Annotated in this window: 26 protein-coding genes; 10 read left to right on the forward strand and 16 right to left on the reverse strand. The window is 29.0% G+C overall.

The features are described from left to right. Positions 1-57 precede the first annotated feature (57 nt). The 4 genes from Q0049_RS04775 to Q0049_RS04790 all read right to left on the reverse strand — a co-directional run bounded on the left by Q0049_RS04775 (position 58) and on the right by Q0049_RS04790 (position 5,025). Complete coding sequence (locus Q0049_RS04775; protein ID WP_298117134.1) at positions 58-654, reverse strand: PolC-type DNA polymerase III; 597 nt, start codon at positions 652-654, stop codon at positions 58-60. 2 nt (positions 655-656) lie between these two features. Continuing rightward, positions 657-2,570 (reverse strand): DUF294 nucleotidyltransferase-like domain-containing protein, encoded by a 1,914-nt coding sequence (locus tag Q0049_RS04780; RefSeq protein WP_298117136.1) that lies wholly within the window; start codon positions 2,568-2,570, stop codon positions 657-659. Between the two features lie 210 nt (positions 2,571-2,780). After that, the gene (locus Q0049_RS04785) at positions 2,781-4,316 is read right to left on the reverse strand and encodes a DEAD/DEAH box helicase family protein (protein WP_298117138.1); all 1,536 of its coding nucleotides are present in this window, start codon (positions 4,314-4,316) and stop codon (positions 2,781-2,783) included. A gap of 193 nt (positions 4,317-4,509) precedes the next feature. After that, positions 4,510-5,025 (reverse strand): DUF6155 family protein, encoded by a 516-nt coding sequence (locus tag Q0049_RS04790; RefSeq protein ID WP_298117140.1) that lies wholly within the window; start codon positions 5,023-5,025, stop codon positions 4,510-4,512. A gap of 88 nt (positions 5,026-5,113) precedes the next feature. On the opposite strand from Q0049_RS04790, the gene Q0049_RS04795 reads away from it, so the two are divergent. Continuing rightward, positions 5,114-5,392: a DUF3817 domain-containing protein gene (locus Q0049_RS04795; protein WP_298117142.1), complete on the forward strand. Its 279-nt coding sequence runs from the start codon at positions 5,114-5,116 to the stop codon at positions 5,390-5,392. Then, a complete protein-coding gene (locus tag Q0049_RS04800; RefSeq protein ID WP_298117144.1) occupies positions 5,385-6,644 on the forward strand; it encodes a mechanosensitive ion channel domain-containing protein in 1,260 nt (419 codons plus the stop codon). Before Q0049_RS04795 ends, Q0049_RS04800 begins: the two co-directional genes overlap by 8 nt. On the opposite strand, the gene Q0049_RS04805 is transcribed toward Q0049_RS04800, so the two are convergent. Next, positions 6,645-7,034, reverse strand: coding sequence for a hotdog domain-containing protein (locus Q0049_RS04805; RefSeq protein ID WP_298117146.1), 390 nt, complete (start codon positions 7,032-7,034; stop codon positions 6,645-6,647). Between the two features lie 190 nt (positions 7,035-7,224). Between Q0049_RS04805 and Q0049_RS04810 the strand changes: the two genes are divergently transcribed. Together Q0049_RS04810 and Q0049_RS04815 are read left to right on the forward strand one after the other, a co-directional pair. Beyond that, positions 7,225-8,526, forward strand: coding sequence for an OmpA family protein (locus Q0049_RS04810; RefSeq protein WP_298117148.1), 1,302 nt, complete (start codon positions 7,225-7,227; stop codon positions 8,524-8,526). Between the two features lie 75 nt (positions 8,527-8,601). Further along, on the forward strand, positions 8,602-9,003 hold the full coding sequence (locus Q0049_RS04815; RefSeq protein ID WP_298117151.1) for a glyoxalase: 402 nt from the start codon (positions 8,602-8,604) through the stop codon (positions 9,001-9,003). A gap of 1 nt (position 9,004) precedes the next feature. Here the strand turns inward: Q0049_RS04815 and hisB are convergent, their stop codons facing one another. From hisB to Q0049_RS04860, 9 genes are all read right to left on the reverse strand, one after another. Then, complete coding sequence (gene hisB / locus Q0049_RS04820; RefSeq protein ID WP_298117153.1) at positions 9,005-9,571, reverse strand: histidinol-phosphatase; 567 nt, start codon at positions 9,569-9,571, stop codon at positions 9,005-9,007. An 85-nt stretch (positions 9,572-9,656) separates the two neighbouring features. After that, positions 9,657-10,163, reverse strand: a complete 507-nt coding sequence (locus Q0049_RS04825; protein WP_298117155.1) for a DUF2231 domain-containing protein — start codon at positions 10,161-10,163, stop codon at positions 9,657-9,659. Positions 10,164-10,288: 125 nt separating this feature from the next. Further along, the gene (locus Q0049_RS04830) at positions 10,289-11,011 is read right to left on the reverse strand and encodes a VIT family protein (protein WP_298117607.1); all 723 of its coding nucleotides are present in this window, start codon (positions 11,009-11,011) and stop codon (positions 10,289-10,291) included. 180 nt (positions 11,012-11,191) lie between these two features. Further along, entirely contained in the window at positions 11,192-12,568 is a 1,377-nt protein-coding gene (locus tag Q0049_RS04835) for a HAMP domain-containing sensor histidine kinase (protein WP_298117156.1), read from the reverse strand. A gap of 13 nt (positions 12,569-12,581) precedes the next feature. Next, a complete protein-coding gene (locus Q0049_RS04840) occupies positions 12,582-13,241 on the reverse strand; it encodes a response regulator transcription factor (RefSeq protein ID WP_298117158.1) in 660 nt (219 codons plus the stop codon). A 2-nt stretch (positions 13,242-13,243) separates the two neighbouring features. Next, positions 13,244-14,680 carry a DUF3570 domain-containing protein gene (locus Q0049_RS04845; RefSeq protein ID WP_298117160.1) on the reverse strand — a complete coding sequence of 479 codons (1,437 nt, stop codon included), beginning with the start codon at positions 14,678-14,680 and terminating at the stop codon, positions 13,244-13,246. Positions 14,681-14,728: 48 nt separating this feature from the next. Then, positions 14,729-14,941, reverse strand: coding sequence for a DUF4266 domain-containing protein (locus Q0049_RS04850; protein WP_298117162.1), 213 nt, complete (start codon positions 14,939-14,941; stop codon positions 14,729-14,731). After that, positions 14,938-15,933 carry an FAD:protein FMN transferase gene (locus tag Q0049_RS04855; RefSeq protein WP_298117165.1) on the reverse strand — a complete coding sequence of 332 codons (996 nt, stop codon included), beginning with the start codon at positions 15,931-15,933 and terminating at the stop codon, positions 14,938-14,940. Before Q0049_RS04855 ends, Q0049_RS04850 begins: the two co-directional genes overlap by 4 nt. Beyond that, entirely contained in the window at positions 15,933-16,367 is a 435-nt protein-coding gene (locus Q0049_RS04860) for a thioredoxin family protein (protein WP_298117167.1), read from the reverse strand. Before Q0049_RS04860 ends, Q0049_RS04855 begins: the two co-directional genes overlap by 1 nt. Before the next feature lie 206 nt (positions 16,368-16,573). Here Q0049_RS04860 and Q0049_RS04865 point away from each other — a divergent pair, with 206 nt between their 5' ends. Next, positions 16,574-18,667: an LTA synthase family protein gene (locus tag Q0049_RS04865; protein ID WP_298117168.1), complete on the forward strand. Its 2,094-nt coding sequence runs from the start codon at positions 16,574-16,576 to the stop codon at positions 18,665-18,667. On the opposite strand, the gene Q0049_RS04870 is transcribed toward Q0049_RS04865, so the two are convergent. Together Q0049_RS04870 and fabG are read right to left on the reverse strand one after the other, a co-directional pair. Further along, the gene (locus Q0049_RS04870) at positions 18,668-20,704 is read right to left on the reverse strand and encodes a hypothetical protein (protein ID WP_298117170.1); all 2,037 of its coding nucleotides are present in this window, start codon (positions 20,702-20,704) and stop codon (positions 18,668-18,670) included. It abuts the gene before it with no gap. A 75-nt stretch (positions 20,705-20,779) separates the two neighbouring features. Next, a complete protein-coding gene (gene fabG, locus Q0049_RS04875) occupies positions 20,780-21,526 on the reverse strand; it encodes a 3-oxoacyl-[acyl-carrier-protein] reductase (protein ID WP_298117172.1) in 747 nt (248 codons plus the stop codon). Between the two features lie 127 nt (positions 21,527-21,653). On the opposite strand from fabG, the gene Q0049_RS04880 reads away from it, so the two are divergent. The 5 genes from Q0049_RS04880 (at position 21,654) to Q0049_RS04900 (ending at position 24,696) form a co-directional block, all read left to right on the forward strand. After that, entirely contained in the window at positions 21,654-22,199 is a 546-nt protein-coding gene (locus tag Q0049_RS04880; RefSeq protein ID WP_298117174.1) for an RNA polymerase sigma factor, read from the forward strand. Between the two features lie 65 nt (positions 22,200-22,264). Continuing rightward, positions 22,265-22,531: a hypothetical protein gene (locus Q0049_RS04885; RefSeq protein ID WP_298117176.1), complete on the forward strand. Its 267-nt coding sequence runs from the start codon at positions 22,265-22,267 to the stop codon at positions 22,529-22,531. A 2-nt stretch (positions 22,532-22,533) separates the two neighbouring features. Then, a complete protein-coding gene (locus tag Q0049_RS04890) occupies positions 22,534-22,998 on the forward strand; it encodes a hypothetical protein (protein ID WP_298117178.1) in 465 nt (154 codons plus the stop codon). Continuing rightward, on the forward strand, positions 22,991-23,674 hold the full coding sequence (locus tag Q0049_RS04895) for an MbnP family protein (protein ID WP_298117196.1): 684 nt from the start codon (positions 22,991-22,993) through the stop codon (positions 23,672-23,674). Before Q0049_RS04890 ends, Q0049_RS04895 begins: the two co-directional genes overlap by 8 nt. Further along, a complete protein-coding gene (locus tag Q0049_RS04900) occupies positions 23,671-24,696 on the forward strand; it encodes a cytochrome c peroxidase (protein WP_298117198.1) in 1,026 nt (341 codons plus the stop codon). Before Q0049_RS04895 ends, Q0049_RS04900 begins: the two co-directional genes overlap by 4 nt. Positions 24,697-24,710 lie beyond the last annotated feature (14 nt).

Below are 24,710 nucleotides of genomic sequence, written 5' to 3' on the forward strand. Positions count from 1 at the left end.
TATGTTTCCATATGTTTAAATAGTATTTAAACAGAATTTTCAATTTTATATAAATTATTATTTTATACCTAAACGACTTTTTAGTTTTAGAAACAACAAGGCAATGGTAAAAGCATCGTCAGTAGTGGAAATACGCTCGGTTTTTGTAATTTTAAAAAGCGAACTCAACTCATCAAGTGAAAAGTTTTTATCGTTAATATCGTGCAATTTTTTATACATAACTTCGACATCAAGCGCTTCGTTTTTTAATCGTCCGCAAGATAACTTATCCAAAACTTCATTAATCATTTCTACATCAAAATGAATGCGATGTCCAACCAAAGTTGCGTTTCCAATATAATTGATAAAACTTTCAATAGCAGCAGGTTCGGCAAGTTTTGGCATACTACTTTCCAACAAAAAGTCATTAGTAATTCCGTTATCGTGCAAATATTTATATTGCGGAATGGCTACTTCAAAAGTATCACCAATAATGATATTATCGTTTACAACAGCAATTGCACCAAAAGATAAAATAACATCTTTACTTGGATTCAATCCAGAAGTTTCTACACTTAAAGCCACGAATCTATTGGATTTTTTATCAAATTTTGCTTGATAATTCTTCCAAAATTCAGGCGATTCTTTAGTTATGTTTTTCAGCCAATCGAGCATAATTATGAAAATTGTGTAAGTTGAAAACGATCTTTTATTAATTCTTCAAGTTCACGCATAGGCGCAAAGGCATTTTTTAGTTTTTCCTTATCGACTTTGTTGATTTCATCAAGATTTATAAATTGTCCAGAATTATCGTTTTTTAAACCTTCTAATGTTCTGAACTTAGAAAGCGTTAAAAAAGCTTCTGCACAATTCAAATACACTTCAGAAAACTTAGGATCAATCATTGCTAATTGTTTGTATCTTAAATAAGTACTGTTTATTCCTTTAATTCCATTACTTAAAATCAGCAATCGTGCGCCATCAATTAAAGGCATTAAAGCACGGGTTTTTATATCAAACTTTCCTTTGTTTTCGCCTTCTTCCTCAAGATTGAATTTTTTGAAAAAGTTGAGTGGAGTAGGTTTCTTCAAAGCATCATTACCTAAATAATCGTAAAATAATACGTTGTTTTTAGCATTTTTAAAAATGACTTCCGTAATAGCATCTTCTATTTTTTGGTCACCAAAAGCCATTTCATAATCGAAAAACACACTACTAATTTCACTAGTATTTTCACCTGGAGTATTCATCCAACTGCTGTATTGTTTTGACCAATCAGTCAATGACTTACACCAAAGCATATTACTTGAAACGTGACCTTGTGGACATAAAGGATAACCTACTTTTTCTAAAGTCGCCGTAGTCTTTTTAGACAACTTAATAAAGTAATCTTTTACATCACGATATTTCTCGGCTGCAACATCTTCAAAAACTAAAATACTATCTTGATCAGAGTATAAAAGTTGTTCTTTTCTACCTTGACTTCCAATGCACAAATAAGCAAATCGGGCTGGAGGTGAACCTAAATCTAATATTGATAATTCGACAGCACGTTTTATTATTGAAAGTGTGATTTCACCAGCAATACTATTTACATGCGTTAACGGAATGTTCTTATTTAGAGACGATTGAATAATATCGGTCAATTTATCTCTAACGGTTTTTAATTCTTTAGAAGTTTGAGAACGTTTGATTTCTTTTAATAAAACTCCAGGATTATTGGCTTGAGCCACAACCAAATCGTGTTCAGAAATAATTCCTTTAACTTCCGATTTGTCTGTTCCGTCATGAGTAACACAAAGGTGCGTGACACCATATTTCAACATCACCAATTGTGCTTCTGCAACCGAAATATTTTCAGTAACCGAAATCACAGGCGAAGCCATAATTTTATCAATAGTATGCGACATTGGAACGCGACCAGAAGCTACTTTTGAGCGAAAATCTTTGTCGGTTACAATACCAATAGGGTAATTTTGATCGGTAATGATAGCGCTATCAACATAGTTTTCTGTCACTAAATTAGCAGCATCTTTGATAATGGTTTCTACAGCAATTTTTAAAGGAAATTTATTGTAATTCAGTGATTGGAAATACAACATATCTGATTGATTATCAGTAAATCCAACATTATCTGAAACCAAGCCATGGTTTTGATTTTCGGAAGAATTTTTTGTATTTGCAGCAAAACTTTCCAATAAAAAATTTAAAACTTCTTGATTTTGGGCTACAAACGGTTTGAAAGTTTCAATAGGAATGGCGTAAACAATACTTTCTTCACGAGCTTTTGCAGTCATTTGGTAGTTATTTTTGGCAAAAAACGGACGTAAACCAAAAATATCACCAGCATAACATTTATTTAATAACGTTTCTTCAGCATCAGAAATTACGGTTAAATGAATAATTCCCGAAGCAACTAGATAAAAACTATCGTGTAGCTTGTCATTGATTTGAAACAACGATTTATGTTTTTCTAAATTAATAACACGAATGGTATTAGCAATAGTAATCAAATCTTCATAAGGAAGAAAACTAAATGGTTCGTATTCTTTTAAAAAATCTGCGACACGTTGTGAAATGGCATTACTCATAGAAAGTTATTTTTATAAAAATAGAAAAAAGAATTCAGATACAAATGTAATAAAGATATAGATTGTATTGTAAACGTTTTTTGTAGTTTTAAAACTATATTTAAAAGGATTATTACAAAACGGTGTAGTGCTTTTGAAAAACTATATTTTACATAATATAAATTATAGTGCAAATAGATAAATTTATCAATATGTGATAAATTCAGTGTTTTAAAGCTCTGACATGACTTTTATACGGAATAATCGTCCAATTGCAATGGTGAGTTTTTGTGTATAATCTTCTATCAACCAACTGCGATAATTTTTAGTAACGTTTCCTAAACAAATACAATATTGTTTTATTCGATATTCAATATCGTCGTTTAATTCTTTAGAAAGTTTTCTGGCATCAATTAATTCTTCCGTATTTTCGACACACATTGTTGCATGTTGTTCCAAAGATTTTTCAATAATCGTTTTAGCTTTCAAATTATTTTTAACCGTGAATTTGAATTCTTCGTGAATATCCATAGAAATATCAATTGATTTTGAAAATTTCTTACGCAATTCTTCAGGCATTACATATTTAAAATTACTTTCAATTTCGGCATCGTCGCGCAAACTTTCTAAATAATATTCTGGCGATTTAAAAATATGCTGCCAATCTACTGGATTATTCCATAAACCAAAACGTAATGCATTGTTTCCTAAATCAATAACATTAAAACTATCTTTATTTGGCAAACGTCTTGAACCACGTCCAATCATCTGAAAATAAAGCGTTAACGATTTTGTTGCCCGATTTAAAATAATGGTTTCAACTGTTGGTTCATCAAATCCTGTGGTTAAAATTCCAACAGAAGTTAAAATAGCATCTGGAGTTTTCTTAAACCAATGTAAAATGTCTTTTCTGTCTTCGGCTGTTGTAGTATTGTCAAGATGTCTGATATTATATCCGGCATGTCTAAAACTTTCATACACATGTAATGAAGTATTGATTCCGTTGTTGAATATCAAGGTTTTCTTTCCGAGTGCTTTTTCTGTATAAGCATGCAATAATTTTTCTTGCATGACCATATTACTGTACAAATCATCAGAAGATTTCACTGTATAATCGCCATTAATTCCAACTTTTAGAGATGTTAATCCAACATCATAACTGTAAGTAGTTGCTTTTGCTAAGAATCCTTTGTCTATAAGGTTTTGAATGGTATCTCCAACAATCAATTCGCTATAATTTTCATACATAGGAAGTTTGATGTTTGAACTCAATGGCGTTGCGGTTACTCCAAGAATAAAAGCATTTTCAAAAGCGCTAAATAACTTCCTAAATGAGTTGAAGTGAGCTTCATCAATTATCACTAAACCAACATCTTGTATTTCTAATTTTTCATCATTAAGGCGATTTTTCAACGTCTCAATCATGGCTACAAAACATGAATATTCTTCTTGATCTGGTAGCTCTTTTATGGCACTATTGATTATTTTATTTTTGACATCAAACGTTTTTAGCATTTTTGATGTTTGCTTACAAAGTTCTATACGATGCGTAAGAACAACAACTTTCTTTTTGTGTTGTTCCAAGTAACGTCGTGTAATTTCAGAAAATATTACTGTTTTTCCGCCACCTGTAGGCAATTGATAAAGTAAATGATAATTGTGTGGCGCGTTATCTAATCGCTCAAAAATTTTGTCAATATCGCCTTTCTGGTAACCATACAGTTCCTTTTTGTCTTCAATTTCGGCAAGAATATCTTTTTTTGGCATAGCGATTTTTACAATTTTGCAAAAATACATCTAAAAAAGAGTTTGATCGCTATGTTTTTTGAAATATCTAAAAAAAATATAATTTTAATAGATTTAACGATGTAGAAACTTAGATTATATAGTTTTGAAAAAAAAAGTTGCTTCGCTTTGAGATAGATTAAAAAGAAAATCGGTGAATCTGTGGCAAATAAATTTAATAATCAAATCGTTCAACAATGGCATTGAATTCATATTTATTCATCCAATTTTGCTTGATACTTTCTTCTTTGATAGCCACTACTCTACTTTTAAACTCGTCTAAAATTCCTTTCTCAATCATAAAACTTATGGCTTGTTCAAAGGAATTGAGCATACTTTTATAAAAAGCTTCTTGATTAATTTGTCTTTCAGATGATAATGTTTGTGCAATTTCAATATTATAAAGCATAACATCCACAATTATAAAAGGATCTACACCAAGTGAAATAAAATGCTTGATGAATTTTTGTGCTGTAGAACGACGCATTTTTGGTTTTTTACCTCGAATAGGATAATATTCGTTAGAGATTTTGAGTTTGGCATCTTTAACCAAATTTCTCTCATTTGGATTAAATACGAAGTCATAATAGACCTTTACGTCTTTAAATTTGTCGTAAAGTGCTATCAATTGCTCTTCCAATTGCTCTTTATTCAAATCGGATAAGTACTTTTTTAAATCGCGTTTGCTCATATTAAATGCTAAATTATTGCAAAAGTAACTTAGTTTGTAGGTTTTTAAATAATGATATGCTTAATTTTGTAAACCAAATTAAAAATCGATGTTGAAATTTTTTAAAAAACTAGCCCTAATAGAAGGAATATCTGCACTTCTTCTTTTTTTCTTTGCCATGCCAATGAAATATATTTTTGGAGATCCGATTTATGTAAAACATATTGGAATGGCTCATGGTGTATTGTTTACTTTATATATTATTGTTGCCACATATCTTAAATTCTCTGAAAAATGGGAAGCCAGAAAATATATTGAGATTTGTTTGGCGTCTATACCTCCATTTGGTACTTTTTATATTGAAAAAAAGTATTTAAAAAATGCATAATACTCTAGAGAAAATATTTGGTTGGTTGTATCATTTGCTCCGTAAAATGAGTTTTGGAGATACTGTTGCTTCCTATTTAAGCTTGACTTTAAACATAATTATTTTATGCGTTTTAGCCTACTTAATTTATGTTGTTTTTCGTTTAGTGTTAGTAACAGTAATGGTTTTGGTTGCAAAAAAAACTAAAACACATTTTGACGACTTATTGGTTTCTAATCAAACTGCCAAATATATTGCTCATCTCATTCCTTTTTTGTTCATATACAAATCGGTTCCTGTAATTCTTGAGGATTATGTTTATTGGGAAACCGTTTTCGGAAAATTAGTTGGAATTTACATTATTTTATTATCACTTTGGATTGTACGAAGTGTTTTAAAAGCCATTCGTGACTATTTAAAAGATCAACCAAAATATAGCGATAAACCAATTGATAGTTACATTCAAGTAATTATGATAATCCTTTGGATTGTTGGTGTTGGAGTAATTATTTCAAGGATTTTTGATATTACAACAAGTGCTTTGTTAGGAACTTTAGGAGCAATTTCTGCAATTATCATCTTAATTTTTAGAGATACAATTTTAGGATTTGTAGCTAGTGTTCAGGTGTCTTTAAATGATATGGTTCGCATTGGCGATTGGATTACATTTGATAAATATGGTGCTGATGGTGATGTTATTGAAATCAATTTGGCAACTGTAAAAGTTCGGAATTTTGACAATACAACAACGACAATTCCTACTTATAGTTTGATTTCTGATTCTTTTAGAAATTGGAGAGGAATGTTAGATTCTGATGGAAGACGAATCAAAAGACACATTTTGGTAAAAGCGAAAAGTATTCGTTTTTTAACCGATGAAGATTTGGAAAAAATGAGAAGAATTCAATTGGTTTCAAGTTATATTGATTCGCGTCAAGAGGAAATCAATAAATACAATAAAACCTATAATGTAGATAAATCATTGTCTATCAATGGTAGAAACATGACTAATTTTGGATTATTTCGAAAATACATTACCACTTATTTAGAATATTATCCAGGAATCAATAAGAATATGATTCTGCTTTGTCGTCAGTTGCAGCCTACACCACATGGAATGCCTTTAGAGATTTATGTTTTTTCTAAAGATCAAAGATTTGTAGAATATGAATACATCATGGCTGATATTTTCGATCATATCATTGCATCAATTGCGTATTTTGATTTAGAAATTTACGAAATGCCAACCGACAGAATGACTTTAGAAGAATAATTATTTTTTCAGTCGATCTTCTACAAATTCAATTTTAGTTTTACCATGAGCTTGAGGTTTTCCATCTAAACCAACGCTAACCATGGTTATGGTATCAATTGTAATAATGGTTTCTTTAGTCATCATATTTCTCACTTCGCACATTAATGTTAATGAAGTGGTTCCAAATTTTACTACATCAATACCTATTTCAACAATATCACCTTGTTTCGCCGAACTTCTAAAGTTGATTTCCGACATGTGTTTGGTAACAATTCTAGGGCTTTCCAATTGAACTATCGCGTATAAAGCTATTTCTTCATCAATCCAAGCCAATAATCTACCTCCAAATAAAGTACTGTTTGGATTTAAGTCTTCTGGTTTTACCCATTTTCTAGTATGAAATCTCATTTATGAATAATTTTGAAATACAAATTTAAGGATTTCAATACAGTTAATTAAATTTTACAACTTTAAATAGCCAATATTTTAAAAGTAATATTATTACTACATAGTGCATTTTGTCGATAAAAATATTGGTAATTTAGTGCAAATCACTATATTTGCAAGCTGTTTATAAGATAAATTTATTATAAAAAATATGAAAAATATTACATTATTATCTGTTCTTTTATTTTCTGTCATTTCTACTAATGCACAAAAGAGTACAGATTTTAACAAATGGACAATAGAAGCTACAGTAGGTCAAGCTAAAGGAATTACACCTTATTATAAAGGTTATTTTTCTGGAAAACCAAATGGCTCTTTTGTTAATTTTATTCCAAATAGTATTACTTTAGGTGCACGATATATGGTGAGTCCTACTTTTGGATTCAAAGCAGCAATTAATTATGATCAAATTGAAAATGTCAAAGGTACTGAGAGTTTACCTTTTCAAATGAATCAAATTGGTTTATCGGTTCAAGGATATGTTAATGGTAGCAAACTGTTAGGTATGCAAGATTATATCAAACGTTTTGGATTGTTATTTCATGGTGGAATCAAAATAGATCAGATGACTTCTAAAACTAAAAATATAGTTGAGAACGATCATAACTATGGAAAAACGGAATATAACGGTGGAGTTGTAATTGGAGTGACACCTCAATACAGAATTGGTAAAAAACTTTCAGTTATGTTAGATGTATCTTTTCAAACCAGTTACAGACAACATTTTAATTGGGATGGAACTTACTCAGATGATAGCAATAATTTAAATGGAAAATTGTCCTCTTTAAATTTAGGTTTATCATATTCTTTTGGGAAAAACGATATTCATGGAGATTGGGTTGTTGTTGATAAAGCAAGTGAAGATTTGAGAGAAGAGATTGATTCATTACAAAAAAGAATTGGTGATGTAGAAACTTTAATGAATGATACTGATAAAGACGGAATTGCTGATTATTTAGATCAAGAAAATAATTCAGTTGCAGGAGTTGCAGTAGATTCTAGAGGTAAAATGGTTGATCAAAATAGAAATGGTGTTCCAGATGAATTAGAAAGATATGTAAACACAACGTCAAAAGAAACTTCAGAAAAATCTAATGCTGATGCAGTAAAACGTTTAGTAAATGAAGGTTACGTATCAACTTATTTTGATACAGGAAAATCTCAACCTACAAATGTTTCAACTGAAGGAATTGACTTTATTAGAACTTACTTAAGAAATAATCCAAAAGCAACTGTAGAAGTTTATGGTCATGCTGACGAAATAGGTTCGACAGAAAAAAACAAAGCTCTTGCTAAAGCACGTGCAGAAGCAGTTAAAACAATTTTAGTAAAATCGGGAATTGAAGCAAATAGAATAAATGTTGTTCCTGTTGGTGAAGATACTTCAGTTGATAAAGAATCTGATGGTGCTAGAAAATTAGTTAGAAGAGTTACTTTTAAAGTAAAAGAATAATTAACAATTGATTCTTAATAAATATATTAAACCTCTGTTTTTCAACAGAGGTTTTTTTATAACTTTAAATAAAAAATGGAACCAAGAGATATTTTATTATTAGAATTGCGTGGTAACACAATTGGTACTGTCAATGAGCAATCGTCTGCCGAAGAATTATTTCAAAATAAAACCCTTCGCCCTATTTTGAAACTTCAAAATGATTTGTTTATAGAAGTTTTTACTAATCACGCCATAAAACAAAAAGGTGTTTTCTTTACGCTTTCACCTGAAAAAAAATTAGTTTATATTGAAAATACCATTCAACGTGATATTAAATTTAGAAACTCATTGAAAGGAATGGTTATTGGGTTGTTTACCGTTCAAGAATATACAGACTACACAAAAAATTCTTCCAATCTTAATAAAAGAATGATGAATATGTTGATTGAACGTTTAAAAAGTCAAGTTTTATTATTTGAAGTTACAACATCTTAAATCAAACTTGTTTTAAAAATTTATATATTTCTTTCCAACTCGTTGTTTGTAAAGAAATATATTTATCTAATTCTTCTCTTTTAGAATTGATTTCGGTTGCTCCTAATGCTTCGTCATTGTTGATGAAAATTCCTTTTGCTCCAAGATTTTTAGCAAATTCCATATCCGTCAATCGATCACCAATCATGAAAGAATTTTTCAAATCGTAATTTGGATTATTAACATATTCCGTTACCATTCCAATTCCTGGTTTTCGGGTATCTTTTTTATCTTCTGGATAAGAATCATCAATAAATACTTTACTAAAAACTATACCTTCATTTTCAAAAGCTTTCATAATTTTGTTATGAATGTTCCAAAAAACTTCTGTTGGTAACGCTTTAGTTCCTAATCCATCTTGATTAGTAACCATGATAATTTCGTAATTTAATTTACGAACAATTTTTCCTAAATAACGAAATACTTCGGGATAAAATTCTAATTCCTCAAAGGTATCTAAAACATAATCGGGTGCTTTTGCTTCATTTACAATTGTTCCGTCACGATCTATGAAAAGGATTTTTTTCATTTTATAAAATTTGATTCAAAGCTAAATAAAAAACCGCTTTATCACGACTAATAAAGCGGTTTTTAAAGAAAAACAATCAAATTAATCAATCATTGTCGCCTTCTTCAGCTCCTTGAGTATTTGCATTTTCACCATTTGTCGTTGCAGGAGTATTTGCTCTAATTTCTGTATGGCGAACTTCTCCACCAGATGTTCCTGTTTGTTTTCCTAGAAAAATTCCAACAGCAGCAATGGTTAATGCTAAAAATGAAACTAATTTGGCTTGAGCATGGTTTTTAATATTAGTATATAATCCAGCAATTGAAGCCAAACCTAAAATGTAAAGAACAATAGCTAATTTTTCGGCCATTTCTTCGTGTTCATGAATAATTTGTTTTCCAACAGAAGGCATGTCTTCTACCATTTCCTCTGCTCCTTCTCCTGTAGCCATGCTCGCAAAAGCAAATATTGCTCCAACAATAAACAAACAATAAGCTGTATTTTTAACCGAATTGTTTTTAAAAAACATTCCTGCAATCAATACCCCAAAACCAAGAATTATCCCAATAATCGGAAAGTGGTTTACTACCATGTGCAAATGTGCGTCGTTCATAATTTAAAATTTTTAATGTTTATATTTATTTTTATTGGTTAGATTAAAGATAGTCTTTTTGAAAAGTGCAATGTTATAAAACAGTATATATAAATTACATAATTATTTTTTTTATATACTAAAATTTATACTCTAACTCCAAAGATATATCCTACTAAAGCAGATAAAACCATTGCAATTGTTCCCCAAATTGTTATTCGCAAAATCGCTTTTTTTATACTTGAACCACCAGTTTTAGCCGCAATACTTCCTAATACAATTAGGAAAACAATTGTGAAGGCATACAACCAATATTCCATATTTTTTATTGGAGCAAAAAGAATAACAAATAACGGTAAAATGCCTCCAACAGTAAATGCAGCACCAGATGAAATGGCAGCTTGTATTGGATTTGCTTGGCTTATTTCATTTATTCCTAATTCATCTCTAATATGAGCTGCTAAAGCATCTTTTTCTGTTAATTCGATAGCTACTTGCATTGCGGTTTCTTTTTTCAGACCTCTTTTTTCATATATTTTAGCTAATATTTTCAACTCTTCTTCAGGCATTTCTGCTAGTTCTTTTATTTCTCTTTCAATATCTGCTTTTTCAGTATCTGTTTGTGAACTAACCGATACATATTCGCCTGCAGCCATTGACAATGCTCCAGCGACAAGTCCGGCAACAGTTGCTAAAACAATTGGCTCTCTTGTTGCACTCGCAGCGGCAACTCCAATGGCAAGACTAGAAATGGATATTATTCCATCGTTTGCTCCCAAAACAGCAGCGCGCAACCAATTACTTCTATGAATATAATGACTGTCCAGATAATTATCTATGGTTATATTGGTTTCTTTTTTAGATTTCATCATTTTTTTTAAAACTAAGTTGTTGAATAACTGACTTTAATAGATTATAAAGATAGCTAAACTGAGAGTTTATTTGTTTTTTATAGAAGGTAAAACTATTTATAAAATAATGTTTTACTTTCACTTAACAAATCTATTATATTGAAGGAAAATTTTGCTTAAGATGTACTTAACAATAGTTTAAGTAATGCTTAAAATAATTGTTGTTCCAATATTTTCTTGGCTTGAAATTTGGATTTCGATATTCAATAAATCGCATAATCTTTTTACTATGGATAAGCCCAAACCAGTTCCTTTAATTTCGGGATTTTTAGAATTATCTGATCTGTAAAAAGAATTAAATATCTTACTTAAGTTGTTTTCTGGAATTCCAATTCCATTATCTGAAATTGTTAAATGGGTAGCATTTTTATTACTATCTAAATCAATAATTATTTGACCTCCATTTTTTGAATATTTGACCGAATTTGAAATTAGATTACTTATAATAATTGAAACCAAATAGTAATCTGATTGAACATAAAAATCTTTATTAAAATTAGTTGAAACTACAATGTCGTTCTTTTTGATTTTATCAGAATACCTCGATAAACTTTCTAAAATTAATTCGTTCAAATAAACATTTTCAATTTTATTATTTTGTTTTTGATTTTCAAATCGTGCCAATAAAAGTAGTTCATCGACGAGTGAATTTAAACGATCAACTTCTGAAACACAAAAGTTAATTTTATCTTCATATTCTTGTTTTTCACGTGGTTTACGAATCAACACTTCAAGAGTTCCTTTAATAACTGCTAATGGTGTTCGTAATTCATGAGATGCATCAGATGTAAACTGTTTTTCTCTTTCAATGGCATCTTCAATTCTATCTAATAAATCGTTAATAGTTTTAGAAAGAGTATATAGTTCATCTTTATTATTAGGAAGAAGTATTCTTGATTTAAGATTATCTTTTGTTATTTTACTCGAAGTTTCAATAATTGAAGTTACGGGTTTGATGCTTCTACCTGCAAAAAAACGAGCGATGAAAAATAGGATAATTAAGATAATAGGATACGTTAAAAAAAGTATATTTTTAAGTATATCAATTATTTCAAAATCATCAAGTGACATTGCCAAAACTACATAACCAACGACTTTATTATTATTTAAAATAGGAGTTTGGATTTGCCTAATTGGAATATCATTTAAATAAGAATTTATATAATCATTATTAAAAGAATCATCAGACAGAATTAGATTGGAACTTTTTAGATTAGGCGATTTATCAATTAACTTTTTGTTATTATCATAAAATTGAACAAAAACTGGGTTTACATTAATTGAATTATGTTCCCTTGCGCGCCATTGATCAACTTGAATTAGATAAGTATCATTGTTATCAATTTTAACATCATCTAAATGTTTATCTAATTCTACCTTAATTTCATCATCAATATGAATGGAAACGCTATAAAAAACAACTTGATAAATAACAAGAAAAACTATTGCAACTAATAATGCTGTACTGATTATATAGTTGAAAGCAATTCTGTTTTTGAAAGAAAAGTTCAGCATTATTTAACAAAAATTAATTAGCAATATACCCAACGCCACGAATTGTTTTGATACATTCATCTTCTTTAGAAAGATTAAGTTTTTTTCTGATGGCATTCATAAAAACATCAATTACACCTGTATCATATTCAAAATGAATATCCCAAACATCTTCAATGATTTGGTTTCGGGTACAAACTTTACCTTTGTTTTTTATCAAATATACTAATAATTCAAACTCTCTTTGTGTAAAAGATACTTCTTTAGCATCCTTAAATATTTGATGTTTTGTTAAATTAATTTCGATATCTGATAAAGTTAATATTTCATTATCAGTAGTTTCTCTAAAATGAATTTTTATTCTTTCAAGAAGTTCTTCAAAAGAAAATGGTTTTTTGATATAATCATTAGCACCAGATTTTAAACCTTCAATAGTTTCTTGAACAGTATCTTTTGCAGTTAAAAAAAGAATTGGAATAGATTTATTTTTTTCACGAATAGCTTTGCAAACTTCAATTCCTGTAAGTTTTGGCAACATCCAATCTAAAAGAATTAAGTCGAAATTGTTAGTTTGTGCTAGCAATAATCCATCATTCCCGTTGAAGGCAAGTGCAATTTCATAACCTTCTTCTTCCAAACCTTGTTTTAGAAAGTTAGAAATTCCTACTTCGTCTTCAATAATTAAGATTTTCATTTTTATTGCATTACAAATTTCAATCCAACAGTTACAATATTTGCGCTTAAACCATCACTTCTATCATAATGATTGAATCTAAAATCAACATTTTTGATTCCAAATTTCCATATTTTTGAACCCATAAAAATATCTGTATAAGTAACGCCTAAACCATATTGATGTGCGTCAAATGTTGATAAATCATAGTCAGAAGTATAGTATTTTTCTGTTGACAAATGAGTTTCGTATGGTGCAAAATATTTTGATTGCGTTTGCGTGTAATAACGATATAACGGAGTTACAGTGAATCTTTCAGATACTTTTATTGGAAGTTCTAAACTAGCTGTATGCGATTGAATATCCCAATTATCAGAATAAAAACGGTAATATGTTCTAATTTTTAAATATTCATTTACATAATAATTTAACCTTGCTCCTATTGGTAATTTGAATCTTGTATTTGGTAAACGTTCAATATCGTCTGCAAGTTTATATACACCAACGTTGCTTTGACTTTCATAGTTATTTATATATTCTGGCTGACCAATATAATAGTTTGCTTTATCTGCAAAATAAATTCTATGATAAGGCGTTGATAACAAACCATCTTGTTGAAGTAAATCAAAAAACAAAGAAAATTGCATTCTTTTATTTACCACTTGTGAATATCCAAAAGAAGCTGAATAAGAATTTCTATTAACCGATTTTACAGATTCAAATGCTGACGGTAAATAACTTGTACTTGCGTTTCCTGATTGATCTAAAACCGTAATTCCACTAAAATAACCTTGATTTAAAAAATTAGTACCATATCTATCATATTCGTGTAACTCTGTTGGATAAATTGGTCGCCATTGATCTAAATAAGCATTAGCTTTTAAACTGAATTCCGTGTTTTTATCGTTAATTAATTTCACAATTCCACCACCAAAACCAATGGAAGTATAATCATACTCATTTGAGAATGAAACATCAGCATTCCAAATAAAATTTCGGTCATCACTGCTATGACTATAATTAACTAATACAGAAGCTAAAACGTCTTGTGCAGAAGCTCCAGATGATGCTTGCCATGGAGTTCCATAAGGTGAAGTTGCTGCTGCTCTGTCATCGTCATCATCATCATCACCGCCACCAGATGCACCACTTGCGTTAAATGGATTTATATTACTGGAAGATGCTGATGTGTAAGCCGATAAACCAAAATCAACTGTCAAAACATCGTCATCATTCATTGGCATTGCAATGGTAATATTTGAAGCTGCGTCAGTTAAATTCTCAGAACCCATTCCGCCTGAAACAGACGAATGAATTCCATCTTGCTTATAATAACTTGCTAAAAAATCTACTTCAGTGCTTTCTAAAACTCTTTTTTTAAATACAACTGTAGTATCTTTTTCCTGAGAAAAAGCTAAATTAGTTAATATTAAAAACAATAAAATTATTCTGTATCGCATTTTTAATTGTATAACGTATTTTATAATATATTTTTTTAATCCTTCAAATTAATTACAACCACAACCTCCACCAGATTTTCCGCCGTTTGCTCCAGCTGCAGCTTCTCTATATACTTGAAAAGTTGTTTCGTATCTTTCTGCTGTTCTTGCAGATAATTTCATATCAGGATCATTAATTTTTGATTTCTCATATTCTTTTACAGAAGTACAAGATTGTAAAATTAAAACTGAAATCATTGCAAATATTAGTTTCTTATTCATTTTTTTGTGGTATTATATTTTTTAATATCTATTCCTTTTGATGTGTGTATTTTTCCTTTGTCATCTACAATAATACACTGTATTCCTTTCATTTGATTGACTAAATCTATTCCAACTTCGATTCCTAAAACAAAAATACCTGTTGCTAAAGCATCTGCGATTTCAGTTTGTTTTGCAAAAACAGAAACACTTACAATTCCTGTTGCAGGATAACCAGTTCGTGGATCGATAATGTGTGAATATCGTATTCCATTAAATGTTACGTATTTTTCATAACTTCCTGAAGTTTCCACAGCACTATCTTCGAGAGGAAAAGTGGCAAAAACTTTATTTTTATTCATTGGATTTACAATTCCAACAGTCCATAATTTTCCGTCAGGTTGTTTTCCCCAAGTATTAATATCGCCCGAAACGTTAACTAATCCAGACTTGCATCCTTTACTTTGTAAAAGAGCTTTTACTTTATCTGCAATATAGCCTTGACCAATACCACCAAGACCAAGTTTCATTCCTTGTAGTTTTAGAAAAACTGTTTTTTCCTTTTCATCAAAAATGATGTTTTTATACCCAATTTTCTCAACAGATTTTTTTATTGATTCGTCCGTTGGCATTTCTTTCATACTACCATCAAACTTCCATATTTTATCCATTGAGGCATACGAAATATCAAAAGCTCCATTGGTTAGTTTTGAAATTTTTACAGAACGTTGTAATAAATCAAAAACTTCCTCATCAACTTTTACTTCTTTTATTCCTGCATTTTTATTTATTTCAGAAACTTGAGTTGTTGGAATCCAATCAGAAATTAAATTTTCAATTCTTTTTACTTCGTTAACAGCTAAATCAATGTATTCATTTCCTTGAACAGTATCTTTTGCAACCACAGTAATTTCAAATGGACTTCCAAGCATTGCTAATTTTCGCTTGTGAATGATTTGTCCAAAAGAAGCTATGGAAAACAATAACAATAAAATAGATACAACTTGCTTCATTATTTTTCTAAAGTAGCTAACAATTTGATATATTCTTCAGCAGAAATGTTTTTAAAACCTGTCATTCCTTGCACTTTTCCGTTTTTATCTAACATGACAACTAAAGGAAAATTTCCTTCTTTATTGTACTTTTCTGCTAACTTATTATTACTTTCAGTTAATTCTGCAGATAATTGATTAGCTTTCTTTTTTGGATAGTCTGCTTTAATTAAAACATATTTTTCCTCGGCTACTTTTTTAAACGCATCCGATTTCCAAACATTTTTTTCAAGTTTCATACAAGGCGCACACCAATCTGAACCTGAAAAAACTAAAAGTATTTTTTTATTTTCTTTATTTGCTTCTTGTTTTGCTTCTTCAAAAGATGTTTTCCAATTTTGTGAAAAACCAACTGAACTAATCAATAAAAATAGTAAAACTCCAATTTTTTTCATAAGTATTTATTTAATTTTAGATAAAAACAATTTAGTTCGAATTTACCCTAATTAATTTTCAGGTAAAAGTATTACTTAATTTAAAAACTACAACATTCTTAATTTATTTTAAGTCATTCTTAATTTAAGTAATTCTTAAGTTAGGTTTAAGTCAATCTTAAATTAATTTTAAACCAATTTAGTTTAATTTGTAAATAAAAAAGATAATGCCATTATTTAATAAAAAATCACCCTTCATTTTATTGCTACTATTTTCACTACTAATCAATTTTATATTGAGAATAGTATTAATGCTTCACCCAATAACGCAAAGTCATTTTAGTTTATTTGAGAGTTTTAAAATATTTTCTTTTGGATTTCTCTCAGACGTATTCATTTTCATAATTGGCAGTTTATTTCTATTTTTATACTTGATTTTTCTTTCCGATTCAAAATATTTAAAACCATACGGTTACATAATTTTTGGTTTGTATCTCTTCCTTTTTCTCTACATTTTATCGGGAAAATCAATTCTTACCGAATATGGTGGATCATTACCCCAAGTAGGATTAATTTTTATTGGAATTAAAACATTTCTATTTGGATTACTTTTATTTATACCAAAATACAGAAGTAAAATTCGATACATCTTGTTTGTTATAACCATTTTTATTTATGTTTTAGTAATCATACAAAATGCCGTTAGTGAGTTCTTTTTTTGGAATGAATTTGGTGTAAGATATAACTTCATAGCCGTTGATTATTTAATTTATACCAATACTGTTATTGGAAATATTATGGAATCTTATCCTGTAATTCCTTTGTTTTCTGTGATAGGTTTAATAAGTATTGTTTCAACATTTTACATTGCAAAAAATACAAAAAACTATCTTCAAAATTTACCAAACTTTGTAGTTAAAATCAAAAATCTTGCCGTTTACTCAGTAGCATTTACAATCTCATTAATTGCAATTCCATTTTTAGCAAAACAACAAAACTCTGAAAATGTTTTTGCTAACGAGCTTCAAGCTAATGGAATTCATAAATTTTATTTGGCGTTTATGAATAGTGAATTAGAATATGACAAATTCTACAAATCATTATCTGATGAAGAGGCATTTGCAATATTAAAGAATCAAATTCCGAATATAAATACCAATTCTATTTTAAGAACCATTAAAAATGATAGTACAGAAATTCATAAAAATGTTGTTTTAATTACTGTTGAAAGTTTAAGTGCTGAATTTTTAGAGGAATACGGAAATGAAAAAAAATTAACTCCTTTTCTTGATTCATTGGCACATAAGAGTTTACAGTTTACAAATTTATATGCTGTAGGAAATAGAACAGTTCGTGGATTAGAATCTGTAACACTTTGTTTGCCTCCAATGGCTGGTGAAAGCGTAGTTAAAAGAAAAGACAATAAAAATAAATTTACAACAGGAAGTCTTTTCAAAAACAGAAACTATAGTGTCAAATTTCTTTATGGTGGCGATGCATATTTTGATAATATGCAAGATTTTTTTGGAGGTAATGACTATGAAATTTTTGATAAGAAATTATTCAAACCATCAGAAGTAAGCTTTTCAAATATTTGGGGTGTTTGTGATGAAGATATGTATAAAAAAGCCATAACACTCATGAATGAAGAATCTAAATTAGGAAAGCCATTTTTCAATCATATAATGTCTGTAAGTAACCATCGTCCTTTTACTTATCCTGAAGGGAAAATTGATATTCCTAGTAATAGTAAATCAAGAAAAGGTGGTGTAAAATATACCGATTATGCATTAAAACAATTTTTTAAAATGGCAGAAAAACAATCTTGGTTTAAAAATACTGTTTTTGTAATTCTTGCTGATCATTGCGCATCGAGTTCTGGAAAAACAGAATTGCCTATTAATAAATATAGAATTCCATGTATGATTTATTCTCCTGAATTTATAAAACCATCAGAATGCAACACTTTGATGTCACAAATTGATGTAATGCCTACTCTTTTTGGATTATTAAATTTTAGCTATGAAAGTAAGTTTTATGGTCAAGATGTTTTTCAATCAGATTATAAACCTCGAGCATTGATAGCAACCTATCAAGATTTAGGATTGATTAAAGACAATGTGCTTACCGTTCTATCTCCAGGAAAAAAAGCAAAACAGTTTCAGATGATTTTGAAGCCAAAAGGAAAACAAGATCAGAATTTTCAAGTAATGTATGATGAAAAATTGATGCAGAATCAAAGAGCTGATTTAATCAATGAGACAATTTCCTACTATCAAACAACTGCAAAACTTTTAAAGGATAAAAAGCTAGATAAATAGTTACAATAAACCGTTGTATTTTCGAATGAACCATTCTGCGGCAAGAGAAAGTGCAATCAAAACGAGTAACCAAACCCAATCAATGAAAGGAGTTTTTTTAACAATATCCTTTTGAATGGCTTTGTAATCTTCATTTTCAAGTAATATTTTAATCAAATTATCTACTTGATTTGGAACAAAAACAGCTCCTTTTGTTTGCAAAGCTAATTGCTTTAACTTAGCCATATCAGGATTAACAAACTGTTTTTCAATATCAAAATCTATTATTTCAAAAGTACTTGAATAACTAGCATTTGAATTTAACTCTTTCACTGTAAAGGAATATTGTCCTGCAGGCAAGCCATCAAGATTAACTTTAAAACTATTGTTTGTTTTTAACAAATCGTAACGTTTCACTTGTTTTGTTTTAGAATTTGTAACTGCAATTGTCAAACGTGCTTTCTCGTCAAACTCATAGTTCTTGTTGAAATATTGTGCCGTTATTTCTAGAGCATCACCCGAATTATAAAAACGTTCATGATTTACAATTAATGATTTTCTGGAATCATTTGAAGCCAAAAATTGTATTATTTTATCTAAAAAAACATCAAATTCATCAAATGATTTTTTCTCAACAAAACTATGAGCTCGCCATTTCCAGATGTTTTCTCCAAATAAATAGGCATTTCGCTTTCCTTGATTATCTCCAAAAGACAACAGTGGTTGACCGGTTTCAACATTTCTAATTCGAGAAGACAACAATACCGAATTACTAGACAATGCTTCAATAGAACCAAATGAATTTTCTAATGGTGGGAAATTTTCAAAACCAATATTATCAATGGCAAAAAGATTAAAATCAGCATTAAAATCAGACAAATAATCTTCTTTTTGATTACTCATTTTGAAACCAAAGTTGTTTTGTTGCTGGGCTAAATAATTAAAATCAGTATTATTTCCAGTTATGGTCCAAGAATTTATATTCAATTTTTTATTAGCTTCAAAAACTTGTTTGAACTCCGCTGTTGGTTGATAATAAACCAAAACATTGTACTTATTTAAGTCGCTGATTTGATTTGGTTTAAGAATATTTACTTTACGTTGTGCATTAGTTTCAATTCCGCGTTTTAAAGCACCAATATCGGGATGATTTAAAGATGAGATTATAGCAATTTCTGTTTTTTGATCTATAATTTCTACGGCAAATTTCTTAGCATTATTATAGGTGTTTTTTTCAGATTCATTTGAAGAAATTCGGGCATTAAAAATCTGCAAACCTGTTTTATCTGCTGGTAATAAAATATTTAAAACCGCCGATTTATTGGAAGGTGAAAATGAAACACTTTGCTTATTCAAAACATTATTTCCTTGAGAAATAGCAAAATTTGCAGTTACGGATTTCGTTCCAGCATATTGAAGAAATACTTCCACAGGAAATTTATTCTTATGAAAAGCATACTTATTGACATTTATTTGACTGATTTTTAAATCTAAATAAGTGGTTGTATCACCAACAGCCAAAGGATAAACTTTATTGTTTGCATCAAAACTAAAAACATAATCCGAACCTGAAGTTTGATTTCCATCCGATAGTAAAATCGTTGGAAAAGACATATTTTTATTGATGCTTTTAATATTTTTTGCTACTTCATCAATATTGGTTTGACTTCCTTTAAAATTCAACTCATCAGAAGATTCAATAGGTTGAAATTCAGAGTCAAAACTATAGGTCTGAACATCAAATTTATCCTTCAGTTTAGAATTGGAATTTAACTTTTCAAAAAGATCTTTAGTAACTTGATTCGCTTTCAAATCTACAATCGAACTCGAATTATCAACTACGATTGGTAAAGGAGTTTTTACAGTTTCAAAAGTTTTTCTACTAACAATTGGATTTATCAATAATAGCAATAATCCAAAAACAGACATAAAACGCAAAAAAGCCAAAAGTTTCGTCGTATTAGACTTACTCTTAGCTTTATAAAAATATTGAAAATACGACAAACCACCAGCTATGATAACTGACAAAATTATTAATACTAAAGTGGATTTGTTCATTTTATTTAGTGTTCAGTACTCAGTATTCAGTATTCAGTTATCTGCAAACTGAACACTGAATACTGCAAACTATTTTTAAGTTAACATTCCTCCATCAACATTAAGAACTTGTCCAGAAACGTAAGCACTCATGTCGGATGCGAAGAAAAGACAAGCATTGGCAACATCTTCTGGAGTTCCACCACGTTTTAAAGGAATAGAATCTCTCCAACCTTGCACTACATCTTCGTTTAGTTTTGCTGTCATTTCGGTTTCAATAAATCCTGGAGCAATTGCATTACAACGAATATTTCTTGAACCTAATTCTAAAGCAATAGATTTTGTAAAACCAATCATTCCTGCTTTTGAAGCGGCATAATTTGCTTGACCAGCATTTCCTTTCACTCCTACTACACTACTCATGTTAACAATAGAACCTTTTCTGTTTTTCAACATTACTTTTTGAACTGCTTTAGTCATATTGAAAACAGATTTTAAGTTGATTTCGATTACTTTATCAAAATCTTCTTCACTCATTCTCATCAACAGATTATCTTTTGTAATTCCAGCATTATTGATTAGAACATCAATGTTTCCAAATTCTGCCATTACATCGTCAACTAATTTTTGAGCTTCATTAAAATCGGCTGCATTTGATTTATATCCTTTTGCTTTAATTCCTAAAGCTGATAATTCATTTTCTAATGCCAAAGCTGATTCGGCAGATGAACTGTATGTAAAAGCTACGTTTGCTCCGTGTTTTGCAAATACTTTTGCAATTCCGCTACCAATTCCACGGCTTGCACCAGTAATAATAGCTACTTTTCCTTCAAGTAATTTCATAATAGTTAGGTATTTTTTGTTCTATTAAATAAAAGCCAAATATAAGACTAATTTACAATTTCTAAAATATTAGTGTACATTTAAACCTTTTTAACAAGTTCAAGTCTTAAAGTGATACTTTAAAATAATGAAGAGCAACCACAGCGATTTTATTGCCATTTACAATCAATATAAAATATTGGTTTATAATGTTGCGTTGCATTACCTTCAAAATGTGGAAGATGCAGAAGAAATCACTCAAGATGTTTTTGTTCAAATACATAATTCACTGGCATCTTTTAATGAAAAATCATCACTTAAAACTTGGATTTACAGAATCACAATTAACAAAAGTTTAGATTTTATCAAACATAAAAATAGTGTTAAGCGCTTTTTTATTTTTGGCAAAAAATCAGAAAATGAATTGGAATTAAATAACATTTCCAACTTTGAACATCCGGGAATAGAATTAGAAAATAAAGAAAATGCCGCAATACTTTTTAGTGTAATTAATGAATTGACAGAAAATCAAAAAACAGCTTTCATCCTGTCTAAAATAGATGGATTAAGTAATCCAGAAATTGCTGAAATTATGAACGTTAGCATTTCATCTGTAGAATCATTGGTTTTTAGAGCAAAAACAATATTAAAAGAAAAATTGAGTAAAAAATTTGAAAATTACCGCAAGAAATAAATAAAAGTTACGTCTAATGTAAATGAGGAACAAATTGAAAAATTTGGAACTAAATTTTAAATAAAATGGAAAAAGAAGATTTTATAAATAATATTTTAAATAGTGTCGATGGAATTACATCTGTAACTCCAAGTGACATTGTTTTACAAAAAATTGAGCAACGAATAAAAGAATCCCAAATTTCAACTAGAACTTTATGGTTAGTTGCAGCATCAATTATAATTTTAGTTTCCTTAAATATCATTTTAATTAATGATAAATCAGGTTCAAATGAATCTGAAATTGCAAGTTTAGAGCAATCAATTAATAAGAGTAATCAATTATATAAGTAGTTATGAACAAGACTAAAGTATTAGTATTTGCAGTAATTGCATTAGTAGCATTAAATTTTGGAATTCTTAGTTTTCTATTTTTATCGAAAGGTAACGATGGTCCAAGAGGAAGAAAAATGCCAAGAGAAGTTGTAATAGAAAAACTTCATTTTGATAAAAATCAAATAGTTGCTTACGAAAAAACTATTCTTGTTCATCAAAAAAACATCAGAAATTTGGATGATTCTATAAGAGCTACAAAAAATGAATTGTATCAATTGTTAAACCATGAAAATATAGATAATAATAAAAAAGATAGTTTATTTTTAAAATTAGCAGATTATCAAAAACAAATTGAAACTACGCATTTTAATCATTTTCTAGAAATAAAAAAACTTTGTAAAAAAGAGCAATTATCTGATTACAAAAATTTAACGGAAGAATTGAGCAAAATCTTTTCACATCCAAGAAGACCAAAACATGAATAAAACTCTTTTTTATTTCATTTTAAGTTTCCTTTTCTTTTTTAATGCATTTGCTCAAAAAGAAAAGGATTCTTTATTTTTTGATATTCAATTCAAATGGAAATCAGAACATTTAGAGTTAAATAAAAACTATGTCTCTGATAAGGACACACTGCAAATAAACGTAGTTAAATTTTATATTTCGGGAGTTGAAATAAATTATAACGACGGAACTATTTTTAGAGAAAAAGATAGTTATCATTTGATAAATGTTGAACATTTTAACTCTTTTCCAATTACCAAAAAAGAAAATAAAGAAATTTCTAAAATAAGTTTTAATATAGGAATTGATAGTACAGCGAGTGTTTCTGGAGCTTTGTCAGGCGATTTAGATTTACAAAACGGAATGTATTGGGCTTGGCAAAGCGGTTATATTAATATGAAAATAGAAGGAAAAAGTGGCAGTTGCAAAACAAGAAAAAATGCTTTTCAGTTTCATATTGGTGGTTATTTGAAGCCAAATTATGCTTTGAGAAAAATCACTATAAATTGTGATAAACAAAATCAAATTGATTTAGTAATGGATTTATCAAAATTATTTGAACAAATAAATCTTTCAGAGCTCAATACAATAATGATTCCTTGTGAAAAAGCAATGAATTTTGCTGATTTAACGACTAAAATATTTTTTGTTGAATGAGAAAAATTGAAATTATATTAATTTTAGGTGTTATATTTTTTACTGCTTTAGGATTTTCGAATTTGGACTTCACTCCTATTTATTTTGAAATTCCAAAAGGATTTCCAAAACCGACCTATGATTTTAAAATCAACCCACTAACTGAAGAAGGTTTTCAATTAGGAAGGAAATTATTTTACGATCCTATAGTTTCAAAAGATTCTACCATTTCGTGCGCTAGTTGTCATTTGCAACAAACTGGTTTTACACATGTTGACCATGATTTGAGTCATGGTATTGAAGGAAAAATTGGAACCCGAAATTCATTGACTTTACAAAATTTAGCTTGGAGCAAAACGTTTATGTGGGATGGCGGTGTAAATCATTTAGACATTCAATATATTGCTCCTATTACTAGTGAAGTAGAAATGGATGAAACGTTAGAAAATGTTGTAACAAAATTAAATAATAATAAAGAATATCAAGAATTATTTCAAAAAGCATTTGGTACAAAAAAAATCACAGGACAATTGACTTTAAAAGCAATTTCGCAATTTGTAGTTTCTTTAACAACATCAAATTCTAAATATGATAAGGTTTTAAGAAAAGAAGAAAAATTTACCGAAATGGAGCAAAAAGGATATAGTTTGTTTAGAAAACATTGTGCATCATGCCATACAGAACCTTTATTTTCATCGAATGAATTTAAAAACAATGGATTGCCGATAGATGAAACATTAAATGATTTTGGCAGAATGAAAATTACAAAAAATCCAAAAGATTCACTTAAGTTTAAAGTGCCAACATTAAGAAATATTGAATTTACTTTTCCATACATGCATGATGGAAGATTTAAAACATTGAATGAAGTAATTAAACATTATAATTCTGGGATAAAAAAAAGTAAAACTTTATCTAAAGAATTGTATGAACCATTTGATATAACAAATAATCAAAAAGTTGAATTAATTTCGTTTTTAAAAACTTTAACCGATAAAGAGTTTTTATTTAATCGTAGATACAGCTTCCCGAAAAAAAATTAAAAAAGTATCGCAAG

It is taken from the genome of Flavobacterium sp., assembly GCF_027484205.1.
Classification (GTDB): Bacteria; Bacteroidota; Bacteroidia; order Flavobacteriales; family Flavobacteriaceae; genus Flavobacterium.

Bases quoted from the DNA above. Each gene is read 5' to 3' on its own strand.
- Q0049_RS04845 (WP_298117160.1), bottom strand. From the start codon at position 14,680: ATGCGATACAGAATAATTTTATTGTTTTTAATATTAACTAATTTAGCT.
- Q0049_RS04855 (WP_298117165.1), bottom strand. From the start codon at position 15,933: ATGAAGCAAGTTGTATCTATTTTATTGTTATTGTTTTCCATAGCTTCT.
- Q0049_RS04795 (WP_298117142.1), top strand. From the start codon at position 5,114: ATGTTGAAATTTTTTAAAAAACTAGCCCTAATAGAAGGAATATCTGCA.
- Q0049_RS04800 (WP_298117144.1), top strand. From the start codon at position 5,385: ATGCATAATACTCTAGAGAAAATATTTGGTTGGTTGTATCATTTGCTC.
- Q0049_RS04865 (WP_298117168.1), top strand. From the start codon at position 16,574: ATGCCATTATTTAATAAAAAATCACCCTTCATTTTATTGCTACTATTT.
- Q0049_RS04790 (WP_298117140.1), bottom strand. From the start codon at position 5,025: ATGAGCAAACGCGATTTAAAAAAGTACTTATCCGATTTGAATAAAGAG.
- hisB (WP_298117153.1), bottom strand. From the start codon at position 9,571: ATGAAAAAAATCCTTTTCATAGATCGTGACGGAACAATTGTAAATGAA.
- Q0049_RS04870 (WP_298117170.1), bottom strand. From the start codon at position 20,704: ATGAACAAATCCACTTTAGTATTAATAATTTTGTCAGTTATCATAGCT.
- Q0049_RS04840 (WP_298117158.1), bottom strand. From the start codon at position 13,241: ATGAAAATCTTAATTATTGAAGACGAAGTAGGAATTTCTAACTTTCTA.
- Q0049_RS04885 (WP_298117176.1), top strand. From the start codon at position 22,265: ATGGAAAAAGAAGATTTTATAAATAATATTTTAAATAGTGTCGATGGA.
- Q0049_RS04900 (WP_298117198.1), top strand. From the start codon at position 23,671: ATGAGAAAAATTGAAATTATATTAATTTTAGGTGTTATATTTTTTACT.
- Q0049_RS04780 (WP_298117136.1), bottom strand. From the start codon at position 2,570: ATGAGTAATGCCATTTCACAACGTGTCGCAGATTTTTTAAAAGAATAC.
- Q0049_RS04850 (WP_298117162.1), bottom strand. From the start codon at position 14,941: ATGAATAAGAAACTAATATTTGCAATGATTTCAGTTTTAATTTTACAA.
- Q0049_RS04785 (WP_298117138.1), bottom strand. From the start codon at position 4,316: ATGCCAAAAAAAGATATTCTTGCCGAAATTGAAGACAAAAAGGAACTG.
- Q0049_RS04825 (WP_298117155.1), bottom strand. From the start codon at position 10,163: ATGAACGACGCACATTTGCACATGGTAGTAAACCACTTTCCGATTATT.
- Q0049_RS04830 (WP_298117607.1), bottom strand. From the start codon at position 11,011: ATGAAATCTAAAAAAGAAACCAATATAACCATAGATAATTATCTGGAC.
- Q0049_RS04890 (WP_298117178.1), top strand. From the start codon at position 22,534: ATGAACAAGACTAAAGTATTAGTATTTGCAGTAATTGCATTAGTAGCA.
- Q0049_RS04815 (WP_298117151.1), top strand. From the start codon at position 8,602: ATGGAACCAAGAGATATTTTATTATTAGAATTGCGTGGTAACACAATT.
- Q0049_RS04860 (WP_298117167.1), bottom strand. From the start codon at position 16,367: ATGAAAAAAATTGGAGTTTTACTATTTTTATTGATTAGTTCAGTTGGT.
- Q0049_RS04805 (WP_298117146.1), bottom strand. From the start codon at position 7,034: ATGAGATTTCATACTAGAAAATGGGTAAAACCAGAAGACTTAAATCCA.
- Q0049_RS04895 (WP_298117196.1), top strand. From the start codon at position 22,991: ATGAATAAAACTCTTTTTTATTTCATTTTAAGTTTCCTTTTCTTTTTT.
- Q0049_RS04810 (WP_298117148.1), top strand. From the start codon at position 7,225: ATGAAAAATATTACATTATTATCTGTTCTTTTATTTTCTGTCATTTCT.
- Q0049_RS04775 (WP_298117134.1), bottom strand. From the start codon at position 654: ATGCTCGATTGGCTGAAAAACATAACTAAAGAATCGCCTGAATTTTGG.
- Q0049_RS04835 (WP_298117156.1), bottom strand. From the start codon at position 12,568: ATGCTGAACTTTTCTTTCAAAAACAGAATTGCTTTCAACTATATAATC.
- fabG (WP_298117172.1), bottom strand. From the start codon at position 21,526: ATGAAATTACTTGAAGGAAAAGTAGCTATTATTACTGGTGCAAGCCGT.
- Q0049_RS04880 (WP_298117174.1), top strand. From the start codon at position 21,654: ATGAAGAGCAACCACAGCGATTTTATTGCCATTTACAATCAATATAAA.